The sequence below is a fragment of the Burkholderia sp. HMSC10F09 genome (assembly GCF_001806955.1).
GTDB lineage: Bacteria > Pseudomonadota > Gammaproteobacteria > Burkholderiales > Burkholderiaceae > Burkholderia > Burkholderia multivorans.
In genome coordinates this window covers 20,616-31,630 of the sequence record NZ_KV786801.1, presented here as the reverse complement: position 1 = coordinate 31,630, position 11,015 = coordinate 20,616, and the positions used below count along the sequence as shown (strand labels likewise).

The 11,015-nt window shown below is 66.5% G+C and carries 12 protein-coding genes and 1 pseudogene; 1 reads left to right on the top strand and 12 read right to left on the bottom strand.

Annotated elements, in window-relative coordinates; translation table 11 throughout:
• The 8 genes from HMPREF3115_RS19825 to HMPREF3115_RS31975 all read right to left on the bottom strand — a co-directional run.
• On the bottom strand, nucleotides 1-418 hold a 418-nt coding region (locus HMPREF3115_RS19825; protein WP_371089504.1), incomplete at its 3' end, for a type IV pilus assembly protein FimV.
• A 476-nt stretch (nucleotides 419-894) separates the two neighbouring features.
• Entirely contained in the window at nucleotides 895-2,016 is a 1,122-nt protein-coding gene (gene asd, locus HMPREF3115_RS19820) for an aspartate-semialdehyde dehydrogenase (RefSeq protein ID WP_070555694.1), read from the bottom strand.
• An 82-nt stretch (nucleotides 2,017-2,098) separates the two neighbouring features.
• A complete protein-coding gene (locus HMPREF3115_RS32615) occupies nucleotides 2,099-2,218 on the bottom strand; it encodes a hypothetical protein (RefSeq protein WP_006756675.1) in 120 nt (39 codons plus the stop codon).
• A gap of 109 nt (nucleotides 2,219-2,327) precedes the next feature.
• Entirely contained in the window at nucleotides 2,328-3,395 is a 1,068-nt protein-coding gene (gene leuB / locus HMPREF3115_RS19815; RefSeq protein ID WP_006399581.1) for a 3-isopropylmalate dehydrogenase, read from the bottom strand.
• A gap of 76 nt (nucleotides 3,396-3,471) precedes the next feature.
• Nucleotides 3,472-4,122 (bottom strand): 3-isopropylmalate dehydratase small subunit, encoded by a 651-nt coding sequence (leuD, locus tag HMPREF3115_RS19810; protein WP_035487860.1) that lies wholly within the window; start codon nucleotides 4,120-4,122, stop codon nucleotides 3,472-3,474.
• Between the two features lie 64 nt (nucleotides 4,123-4,186).
• Entirely contained in the window at nucleotides 4,187-4,333 is a 147-nt protein-coding gene (locus tag HMPREF3115_RS19805; protein WP_006399579.1) for an entericidin A/B family lipoprotein, read from the bottom strand.
• 3 nt (nucleotides 4,334-4,336) lie between these two features.
• Complete coding sequence (gene leuC / locus HMPREF3115_RS19800; RefSeq protein ID WP_006399578.1) at nucleotides 4,337-5,746, bottom strand: 3-isopropylmalate dehydratase large subunit; 1,410 nt, start codon at nucleotides 5,744-5,746, stop codon at nucleotides 4,337-4,339.
• Nucleotides 5,747-5,887: 141 nt separating this feature from the next.
• Complete coding sequence (locus tag HMPREF3115_RS31975; protein WP_227747550.1) at nucleotides 5,888-6,199, bottom strand: hypothetical protein; 312 nt, start codon at nucleotides 6,197-6,199, stop codon at nucleotides 5,888-5,890.
• 169 nt (nucleotides 6,200-6,368) lie between these two features.
• Here HMPREF3115_RS31975 and HMPREF3115_RS19790 point away from each other — a divergent pair, with 169 nt between their 5' ends.
• Nucleotides 6,369-7,094: a glutathione S-transferase gene (locus HMPREF3115_RS19790; RefSeq protein WP_070555690.1), complete on the top strand. Its 726-nt coding sequence runs from the start codon at nucleotides 6,369-6,371 to the stop codon at nucleotides 7,092-7,094.
• Between the two features lie 23 nt (nucleotides 7,095-7,117).
• On the opposite strand, the pseudogene HMPREF3115_RS19785 reads toward HMPREF3115_RS19790, so the two are convergent.
• The 4 genes and pseudogenes from HMPREF3115_RS19785 to HMPREF3115_RS19770 all read right to left on the bottom strand — a co-directional run.
• Nucleotides 7,118-8,170 (bottom strand): annotated as a pseudogene (locus HMPREF3115_RS19785) (amino acid permease); the annotation flags it as partial.
• Between the two features lie 24 nt (nucleotides 8,171-8,194).
• Entirely contained in the window at nucleotides 8,195-8,659 is a 465-nt protein-coding gene (locus tag HMPREF3115_RS19780) for an Lrp/AsnC family transcriptional regulator (RefSeq protein WP_070555696.1), read from the bottom strand.
• A 99-nt stretch (nucleotides 8,660-8,758) separates the two neighbouring features.
• Nucleotides 8,759-9,517: a dimethylarginine dimethylaminohydrolase family protein gene (locus HMPREF3115_RS19775; protein WP_006409987.1), complete on the bottom strand. Its 759-nt coding sequence runs from the start codon at nucleotides 9,515-9,517 to the stop codon at nucleotides 8,759-8,761.
• A gap of 246 nt (nucleotides 9,518-9,763) precedes the next feature.
• On the bottom strand, nucleotides 9,764-11,014 hold the full coding sequence (locus HMPREF3115_RS19770) for a DUF1479 domain-containing protein (RefSeq protein WP_070555688.1): 1,251 nt from the start codon (nucleotides 11,012-11,014) through the stop codon (nucleotides 9,764-9,766).
• Between the last annotated feature and the right edge of the window lies 1 nt (nucleotide 11,015).

Below are 11,015 nucleotides of genomic sequence, written 5' to 3'. Positions count from 1 at the left end.
ACGCGGCAGCGGCGCTCGATGCCGCCGATGCCGTCGCCGGCGCGGACGCGCCCGCCGCGACTGCGGCCCCCAACGCGTCGAGCGCGGGCACCGTCAGCGTCGCGCCGACTTTCAGCCGGCTCGGATCGCGTTTCATGAACGCCTGCGGGTTCGCGTCGAACAGCGCGCGGCCCGCGCGCGCGAGCACGGCGGGATCGCGCGACTGCGTCGCCGCGATCGCGATGTCGTTGAGGGACTGGCCCGGCTGGACCGTCACGGTCAGCGGCGCCGGATTGCCGGATGCGACGGCAGACGCAGGCGCATCGCCGGTGCCAGCCGCCCATGTCGAGGCGGCCGCGCCGAGCGCCAGCACCGCCAGCGCGCCGCAGACGGCGCGCGACAGACGGGATCGACGCGGAAACAAGGAAATTCGGGACATCGTTGGCTCTATCGCCGCGCGCGTGCGCGGCTGGGGTTCGCGTTTGGAAGCGTCAGTAAAGTCGCCGCAGAAATGCAAAAGCGTCGCGCTGAACGCGACGCTTTCGGCCGGTCTGCGCGTCGTAACCGCGTAGTTTACTTCACACGATCGCGTTCGGGCCGAATTCGTCGGCACGCACGGCCGGGAACAGGCGCCCGATGCGCGGCTGCACGCCACGCGCCATTATCAAAAATCGAGCATCAATTGATGTAAATCCCGACAACATTATCAACATGCTCGTCGACTGCGTGCCTTATACTGCGCACCGCGTCACTTCCTCGTGCCAAAGGAATCGATGCAAGAAAGCCCCGGCCGGGAGAGCGGTTCGGGGCTTTCGCATTTTCGGGCACTGCGCCCGCCGATAAAAAACGCGCCTGCGGCCCGTCGCGGGCTCGCAGGCGCGTCGCATCGCGCGCCGGCCGGCGCGCGATCACGTCTTACTTGTCGAGCAGGATGCGCAGCATACGGCGCAGCGGTTCGGCCGCGCCCCACAGCAGCTGATCGCCGACCGTGAACGCCGACAGGTATTCGTCGCCCATCGCGAGCTTGCGCAGACGGCCGACCGGCACGGTCAGCGTGCCGGTAACCTTCGCCGGCGACAGATCGTGCATCGACGCTTCGCGCTCGTTCGGCACGACCTTCACCCAGTCGTTCGCCGACCCGAGAATGCCGTCGATCTCGTCGAGCGGCACGTCCTTCTTCAGCTTGATCGTCAGCGCCTGCGAGTGGCAGCGCATTGCGCCGATCCGCACGCACAGCCCGTCGACCGGGATCGAGCCCGGCTCGCCCATCGCCGGCTTGCCGAGGATCTTGTTCGTTTCCGCGCCGCCCTTCCATTCTTCCTTGGACATGCCGTTGCCGAGATCCTTGTCGATCCACGGAATCAGCGAACCCGCGAGCGGCACGCCGAAATGGCTCGTCGGCATCGCGTCGCTGTTCATCGTGGCCAGCACGCGGCGATCGATGTCGAGGATCGCCGATGCCGGATCGGCGAGCTGCTGCTGCACCGCGCCGTGCAGCGCGCCCATCTGCGACAGCAGTTCACGCATGTTCTGCGCGCCCGCGCCCGACGCGGCCTGATACGTCATGGCCGTCATCCAGTCGACGAGGTTCTCGCGGAACAGGCCGCCGAGCGCCATCAGCATCAGGCTGACCGTGCAGTTGCCGCCGATGAAGTTCTTCGTGCCCTTGACGAGCGCGTCCTTGATCACGTCGAGGTTCACCGGATCGAGGATGATGACCGCGTCGTCCTTCATCCGCAGCGACGAAGCTGCATCGATCCAGTAGCCGTTCCAGCCCGCCGCGCGCAGCTTCGGGAACACGTCGTTCGTGTAGTCGCCGCCCTGGCACGTGATGATGACGTCGCACTTCTTCAGTTCGTCGACGTTGGTCGCGTCCTTCAGCGTGGTCTCGTTTTTCGCGAACGACGGTGCCTTGCCGCCCGAGTTGCTGGTGCTGAAAAACACCGGTTCGATCAGGTCGAAATCGCCCTCTTCCTGCATGCGCTGCATCAGGACGCTGCCGACCATGCCGCGCCAACCTACGAGACCTACGTTCATGACTAACCCTTTGAATGGAGCTTCCCCGCCATTTCCGCCCCCGGCGTGACCGCGCGGGGAAACAGGCGGGCACGACGGACGATCAGCGTTTAATGATCGTTTTCGTGGTAATGGTTTTCGTGATGACGATGGCGCGCGCACCCGCACGGGCAGTGTTGCCGTGGAGTTTCAGGACCGGGGAGATCAGGGAAATCAGCGCCATCGTTCGAGTCTACACAAAGCCGGTTGCCCGCACAACGGCCAACCGTGCGCGAACGAACCGATTTTTTCGGCCCGTTCGCGCCCTTTCTACATCGTTACTTGCCGGCCGCTCAGAGCGCCGCGACCACTGCGTCGCCCATCGCCGCCGTGCCGACCTGCTTGCAGCCCGGCGTCGCGATGTCGCCGGTGCGGTAGCCCTGTTCGAGCACCGTTTTGACCGCGCGCTCGATGCGGTCGGCCTGCTCGGCGCGATTCAGCGAATAGCGCAGCAGCATTGCGGCCGACAGGATCGTCGCGAGCGGATTCGCGATGCCCTTGCCTGCGATGTCCGGCGCCGAACCGTGCGACGGCTCGTACAGACCCTTGTTGTTCTTGTCGAGCGACGCCGACGGCAGCATGCCGATCGAACCCGTCAGCATCGACGCCTCATCCGACAGGATGTCGCCGAACATGTTGCCGGTGACGATCACGTCGAACTGCTTCGGCGCCTTCGCGAGCTGCATCGCCGCGTTGTCGACGTACATGTGCGACAGCTCGACGTCCGCGTATTCCTTCGACACGTCGATCATGATGTCGCGCCAGAACTGCGACGTCTCGAGCACGTTCGACTTGTCGACCGACAGCAGCTTCTTCGCGCGCTTTTGCGCGGCCTGGAACGCGACGTGCGCGATGCGGCGCACTTCCGGCTCCGAATAGCGCATCGTGTCGAAGCCTTCGCGCTCACCGGCGAACGGGCCGTCCGGCGCTGCCCGCACGCCGCGCGGCTGGCCGAAATAGATATCGCCGTTCAGTTCGCGCACGATCAGGATGTCGAGGCCAGCGACGAGTTCGGGCTTCAGCGGCGACGCGTCGACGAGCTGCGGATAGCAGATCGCCGGACGGAAGTTCGCGAACAGCTCGAGGTGCTTGCGCAGCCCGAGAATCGCCTGCTCGGGACGCAGCGCGCGTTCGAGCGAGTCGTACTTCCAGTCGCCGACCGCGCCGAACAGGATCGCGTCGGCTTCCTTCGCGAGCTTCAGCGTCGCGTCCGGCAGCGGATGACCGCTCGCCTCGTAGCCCGCGCCGCCGACCGGCGCCTGTTCGAGTTCGAACTTCTCGTCGAGTGCGTTCAGCACCTTCACCGCTTCGGTGACGATTTCCGGGCCGATGCCGTCGCCCGGCAGCACTGCAATCTTCATGCGTTGTTCCTGACTGAATAAGGGATGATGGCTGGCGGGCGAACGCGCGGCGCGCGCGCCCGCCCGAAGGACGACTTCAGCCGACCAGCTTGTTGTTGAGCCACGGCTGCTTCGCGAGCCGCTCCGCTTCGAACTGGCGGATCTTGTCCGCGTGACGCAGCGTGAGGCCGATGTCGTCGAAGCCGTTCAGCAGGCAGTACTTGCGGAACGCGGTGATCTCGAACGGATACTCGCGGCCGTCCGGCGCGCGCACGACCTGCGCCTCGAGATCGATCGTCAGCTGATAGCCGTTGAACGCGACCGTCTCGTTGATCAGATGATCGACCTGCTGCTCGGTCAGCACGATCGGCAGCAGCCCGTTCTTGAAGCAGTTGTTGAAGAAGATGTCCGCGAAGCTCGGCGCGATGATCGCGCGGAAGCCGTACTGCTGCAGCGCCCACGGCGCGTGCTCGCGCGAGCTGCCGCAGCCGAAGTTCTTGCGCGTGACGAGAATCGACGCGCCCTGGTAGCGCGGCTGGTTCAGCACGAAGTCCGGGTTCAGCGGACGCTTCGAGTTGTCCTGCCCGGGCTCGCCGTGATCGAGATAGCGCCACTCGTCGAACGCGTTCGGGCCGAAGCCCGTGCGCTTGATCGACTTCAGGAACTGCTTCGGAATGATCGCGTCGGTGTCGACGTTCTCGCGATCGAGCGGCGCCACGACGCCGGTATGCACAGTGAATTTTTCCATGATCCGTCTATCCGGTTGAAGGGCCGGCCCGCGGCCGGCGCACATCGACAAATTCTCGGCGGTGTCACTCCGCGGCGCGCTTCAGTGCGCTGCCGGCGGCATTGACGTCCTCGCCGAAGCCTCGGACGGTGTTGCAGCCCGCAAGGCCGAAGCCGAGCCCCGCGAGCGCCAGCGCGGCAGCGAGCCGCGCAACCCATTTCGATGCCGTCACGCGTTACCCCAGCTTGCGAATGTCGACGAAATGGCCTTCGATCGCCGCGGCCGCCGCCATCGCGGGGCTGACGAGGTGCGTGCGGCCGCCCGCGCCCTGCCGGCCTTCGAAGTTGCGGTTCGACGTCGAGGCGCAGCGCTCGCCCGGCTCGAGGCGGTCGGCGTTCATCGCCAGACACATCGAGCAGCCCGGCTCGCGCCATTCGAAGCCCGCATCGGTAAACACCTTGTCGAGGCCTTCGCGCTCGGCCTGCGCCTTCACGAGGCCCGAGCCCGGCACGACCATCGCAAGCCGCACGTTCGATGCGACGCGGCGGTTCAGCTTCTTCACGACGTACGCGGCCGCGCGGATGTCCTCGATGCGCGCGTTCGTGCACGAGCCGATGAAGATCTTGTCGACCTTGATCGATTCGATCGGCGTGTTCGGTTCGAGCGCCATGTAGGCGAGCGCGCGCTCCATCGCGTCGCGCTTGACCGGATCCTTCTCGCGCTCGGGATCGGGCACGCGACCGTCGATCGACGTGACCATTTCCGGCGACGTGCCCCACGTGACTTGCGGGACGATCTCCGCCGCGTTCAGCTCGACGACGCGATCGAAATGCGCGCCTTCGTCCGACTTGAACTGGCGCCAGTATTCGACGGCCTGATCCCATTCCGCGCCGGTCGGCACGAACGGACGGCCCTTCAGGTAGTCGATCGTCGTGTCGTCGACGGCGACCATGCCCGCGCGCGCGCCGGCTTCGATCGCCATGTTGCAGACCGTCATCCGGCCTTCCATCGACAGCGCGCGGATCGTCGAGCCGCCGAATTCGATCGCATAGCCGGTGCCGCCTGCCGTGCCGATCTTGCCGATGATCGCGAGCACGATGTCCTTGGCGGTGCAGCCGCGCGGCAGTGCGCCCTCGACCTTCACGAGCATGTTCTTGCTCTTCTTCTGCAGCAAAGTTTGCGTCGCGAGCACGTGCTCGACTTCCGACGTGCCGATGCCGTGCGCGAGCGCGCCGAACGCGCCGTGCGTCGACGTGTGCGAATCGCCGCACACGATCGTCATGCCCGGCAGCGTCGCGCCCTGCTCCGGCCCGATGATGTGCACGATGCCCTGACGCACGTCGTTCATCTTGAACTGCGTGATGCCGAACGCATCGCAGTTCGCGTCGAGCGTGTCGACCTGCAGCTTCGAGACGGGATCGGCGATACCGTGGCTGCGATCGGTGGTCGGCACGTTGTGGTCGGACACGGCCAGGTTCGCGCTGATGCGCCACACCGGACGCTGCGCGATCTTCAGCCCTTCGAACGCCTGCGGGCTCGTGACTTCATGCAGCAGTTGACGGTCGATATACAGCAATGCCGTGCCGTCTTCCTCGGTGTGGACGACGTGGGAATTCCACAGTTTGTCGTAGAGAGTCTGTGCCATGGGTATGCGGGGTCGTTGTGACATCAAGCCTTGCGGATGCGGTCGATTATGCCACGCAGAACGCGCAACGGCGCACGCGAAACGCCGAAAAACCCATTAAAAACAGTGGTTTGGCTGGTAGTGCCAATACCTGTATCGGCATTACCCGGCAAACGGGCACGAAGCGCGCGACGCGGCCGAGGCGGCCGCGCGCTGCGCGCCCCCGGCATCACGGCGACGTTTGCCGGCCGGCCGTGTGCGCCGGCAACACGTATCCGTCACCGGCAGCATCGCGTCGACCGTTGCGGCATCGCCGAGCTGCGCGTTCAGCTTCGCGGACATCTGTGCAGCCAGCGCGGCATCGGTCACGGGGGCCGATGCGACGTCGTCGCCACCGCATGCGCTCAGCAGCGGCGCGGCCCCCGCAACCTCCAGGAATTTTCTGCGTGAGGAAGTCAATGGATTCTGCTTCATGAAAAATGCGAAGTCGTGCGAATGACACCGACCGCATACATGTCGCACGTCGTCGCGCGCGCAGCAATTTCTTCGCGATTGCCTAGACTGTCTATTCGCACGGCGTGGGCGCATGCGCACCGCGCCATCATGATTTCGCAACGCCCGCGGCGTCGGGCAGGAGAACGGCATGCGATATGAACTCTATTACTGGCCCGAGATCCAGGGCCGAGGCGAATATGTGCGGCTCGCGCTCGAAGCGGCCGAAGCGGACTACGTCGACGTCGCGCGCGAGTCGGGGCGCGGCATGGGCGTGTCGGCCATGATGCGGATGATGGACAGCACGAAGGCCGAATGCGTGCCGTTCGCGCCGCCGTTTCTGAAAGCCGGCGACATCGTGATCGGGCAGACGGCGAACATACTGCTGTTTCTCGGCACGCGGCTCGGCCTCGCGCCCGACGACGAAGCGGGACGGTTGTGGGTGCATCAGCTGCAGTTGACCATCGCCGACTTCGTCACCGAGATTCACGATACGCACCACCCGATCGGCAGCGGTCTGTACTACGAGGATCAGAAAGCGGAAGCCGCCGAGCGCTCGGCCGATTTCCTCGCGCATCGCCTGCCGAAGTTTCTCGGTTACTTCGAGCGCGTACTCGCGCAGAATCCGCACAAGAGCGGCTACCTCGCCGGCAACGCGCTCAGCTATGCGGATCTGTCGACGTTCCAGCTGATCGAAGGGCTGCGTTACGCGTTCCCGAACGCGATGAAGCGCGAGGAGAAAAAGATCGCAGGGCTCGTCGCCCTGCGCGATCGCGTCGAGCAGCATCCGCCGATTGCGCGCTATCTCGCGTCGGAACGCCGCATCCCCTTCAACGACATGGGGATCTTCCGCCACTACCCCGAGCTGGACGCGTAGCGCTGCCGGCGGCGGGCCGCACGTTATGCGCCGTCCGCGCGCGCCTGCGTTTCCGCGCGCTCATCCACCGCGCGCGTCAACCACGGACCGATCTCCATCTCGTCGTAGCGCACGAGCCGGCTCTTGTGCGCGCGGCGATACGCATACCAGATCGCGACGAACAGCGGAATCCACACATAGATCGACAGCACCTCCATCCAGTCGATGCGCGACGCGAAGAACGCCTGGTAATCCTGCCCGAGCGAGATCGCGATGCAGACCGCGATCGCGAACAGCGGCCCGAACGGGAACCACTTCGCGCGGTACGGCAGCTCGTCGAGCCGGTGCCCCTGCTTCACGAAGCCCTTGCGGAACCGGTAATGGCAGACTGCGATGCCGAGCCACGCGATGAAGCCGGTGATGCCGACCGTATTGAGCAGCCAGAGATAGATGCTCTGATTGCTGGCCAGCGACGTCAGGAAACAGAGTCCGCCGACCGCCATCGTCGCGTAGAGCGCATTGCGCGGCACGCCGCCCGGCGACAGCGTCGCGAACATCGCGGGCGCGCGGCCCTCGGCAGCGAGGTTGTAGAGCATCCGCGTCGCCGCATACGTGCCGGAGTTGCCGGCCGACAGCACCGCCGTGAGGATCACGAGATTCATCGCGCCGGCGGCGAGCGGAAAGCCCGCGTCGCTGAACACAAGCGTGAACGGGCTCACGCCGATGTCGGTCACGTCGCTCTTGAGCAGGTTGGGATCGGTCTACGGCACCGGCAGCCCGATCACGAAGATCGCGAGCACATAGAACAGCATGATGCGCCAGAAGATCTGCTTCACCGCGCGCGGGATCGTCTTGCGTGGGTTCGCCGATTCGCCGGCCGTGATTCCGACAAGCTCCGTGCCGAGAAACGAGAATACCGCGATCAGCGCGACGCTCATCATCGCATGCGAGCCGCCGACGAACGGCGCATCGCCCGTCGTGAAATTGCGCCAGCCGACCGGATGCCCGCTGCCGATCACGCCGGCCGCGATTAGCAGCCCCGCCGCGATGAAAGCGACGACGGTAACGACCTTGATCGGCGAGAACCAGTACTCGGCGCGACGGCGCGGCGCGCGATCGCGTCAAACGACGCTGCGCTTGATCGCCTGCAGCTCGGCCGTCGTCACGATCTTCTCGATCCGGAACCGCGGGCTGTCGAGCCACGCATTCGCGATTCGGCGGTATTCGTCGAGATCCTCGCACGCGATCCGCACCACGAAATCGAACGTGCCGCTGACGAGCCAGCAATCGAGCACGGCCGGATTCGCGCGCATCTCGCCCTCGAACGGCGCCTGCGAACGTCCGTGATCGGCCAGCACGATCTGCGCGATCACGACGATCGGCTTGGTCGCGCGCGGTGCGTTGATCGCCGCGCGGTAACCCGCGATCACGCCGAGCGCCTCGAGCCGTTCCACGCGTGCCTGACACGGACGCGGCGTGAGATTCACGAGTTCCGAGAGCTTCCGGTACGAAATCCGGCCGTCGGTGCGCAGGATGTCGAGGATCCGGAGATCGATCTTGTCGAGCTGCATCTTCTTGTCCGTCATCCGCATTCGCTCCGGTCGGGTCGTGGCTGGTGCGCGGAACGCCTGCTCCGGTTCCGCGCGGGCCACATTATCCGGCCGACGCGACTGCGCGCCAATCGGCTAGAACCGCAGCGACAGACACGTGAGGCCGCCGTCCATCTTGCGGAACTCGCTCGTGTCGATCACATGCAGCGGCAGGCCGAGCGGTGCAATCGCGTCGTGCACGCGCGGGTAGCCGGCCGGCGTGATCAGCGTGCCGTTCACGCGCAGCGTGTTGCCCGCATATTCGTCCTCGGCGCGGATCGCGATCCGTCGATACCCGGCGAAGGCCGGATGCGCGGCGAGCGCTTCGGTGACGAGCAGCGTGTCGTCGCCGAGCGCGTTGACGACCGACTTCAGATGCAGGCCGGCGGCCACCGGCACCGCGACGACCGAATAACCGTAGCGCGACACCAGCGAGTCCAACTCGGCGATGCCTTCCGCGTCGGTGCGGCTCGTCAGGCCGATATGGAAGCGCTTGCCGACGAGCATCACGTCGCCGCCGTCGAGGCGGCCGGCGCGCATCGGCAGCAGGTCGCGATGCGCGGCGAGCGCCGTCTCGATGTGCACGGTCTCGCCGCGCCGCGCAGGCGCACCGGGCCGCGTGATCACCGCGAACTCGGGCGTCACGACTGCGACGTCCTCGACGAAATGGGCATCGGGAAACGCGGGCAGCGGCGGCAGCTCGGTCACCGCGACGCCGAGCGCGCGCAGCACGTCGCAGTATGCGTCGAACTGCGCGAGCGTCTTGTCGTAGTCGGGCGCGCCGAGCGCGGCCGTGGTGATACCCGCGCCACAGGTCGGCGCGGGGCGGCGAACGATCGCTTGCGTGAATTGCATCGGCTTCTCCAGGGTCATCGCCGCGCATCGCGTCGCGCGGCACGGCTTGCGTTGGTTCGGACCATTATCGGAAGCCAAATTGCGCAATTCGCGTCGATTTGGCGCGCGCTCGCAGCCGATTGCGTCGAATTGCGCGCGGCGCGCAGCCGATTCGGCGGATACGCCGAACAGTCACCGTCCGAGACACGCGGTACGCATTCGTACGAACGGCCGACGCGGGACGGCGACGTGCCGGTTGCGCGCCGACTACGCTTCGAGATCGGCCCCCATCTGCGCGCGGCCGAGCCCACTGAGATCGCCTTCGCGCGCGCGGCCGTCGAACTCGACCTCGAAATGATCGGCCGGAAAATCGGGCGGGCTCTCGCCGCGCACGAACGCGGGCCACTGACGCCGCAGGTACGCATCGTTCTTCGCGCAGCCGGGCGCGGCCGCGATGTACATCACGTTGCTGTCGCCGCTGCCGCGATGCGCGTCCTCGACCGCATGCACGACGTCGCCGTGCCAGAACACCGCGTCGCCCGGCCCCATGTGCGGAATCGGCACGAGCGCATCGAGCAGCAGCGCGTGCCACTCCGGCAGGATCGACAGCGCGCGGCCGGGGCGCGCGCCGCACAGGTCGTCGTCGGCGACGTCGTCCTGCAGCGCACGCAGCACGACATACGCCATCGCGTTCGCGACCGGAATCAGCTGCAGCGTGCCGTCGCCCGGCCCTTGCGGCGTCAGTGCCGTCCAGCCCTGAAACGTGCGGAACATCGAGCACACGGCCGGCGACGGAATCTCCTCCACATCGGGCCGGAACGCCGCATCGAACGGATCGTAGTCGCGCCAGCGTCCGGCCAGCACGTGACGATAGACCTGCCGGAAGTTCGCGCCGAGCCAGCGCTCGACGGAGCCGCCGTCGACGTGCGGCGACAGCCCGAGCGACGTCGAGCCGGGCGGCCGGCGCCGGATCCGGTCCGCATACGCCGGCACGCGGTCGGGATCGAAGTGCACGCGTGCGCCGTCCGCATGGCGCCACAGCCGGTTCAGGAAGATGCGTGCCTGCGTGAGCGCCGGCGACTGCCGCGCGGCGATCTGCGGCTTCGACCAGTACACGCCGTAGATCTGCGGCTTGCCCGACGCGAGATTGCCGAAATAGCGGTCTTCGGCGCGCGCGTGCAGCCGCTCGGCAAAGCGGTTCGCGTCGAGATAGGCGCCGATCTCGTCGTTCCAGTCGCGCGCCTGCCGCGGCTCGAACACGCCGCGCACGACGACCGCGCCATGCGTGCGAATCGCCGCGATCGTGTGCGGATCGACCGCGCCGTTCGCGATGTCGGTGTACTGCAGCACCGGAATCACGTCGCGGCCGTGTGCGTGCGCGCGGCGAATCGCCTCGACCTGGCGCGCGATGTCGCCTTCGAGTTCGCGAAACGCCGACGCGTAGTCGGGCAGGTTCGCGCGCAACGCGGTTTTCGCCGCGCGGATCGCGGCAGGCAGATCGTCGATCGTCAGGGGCATG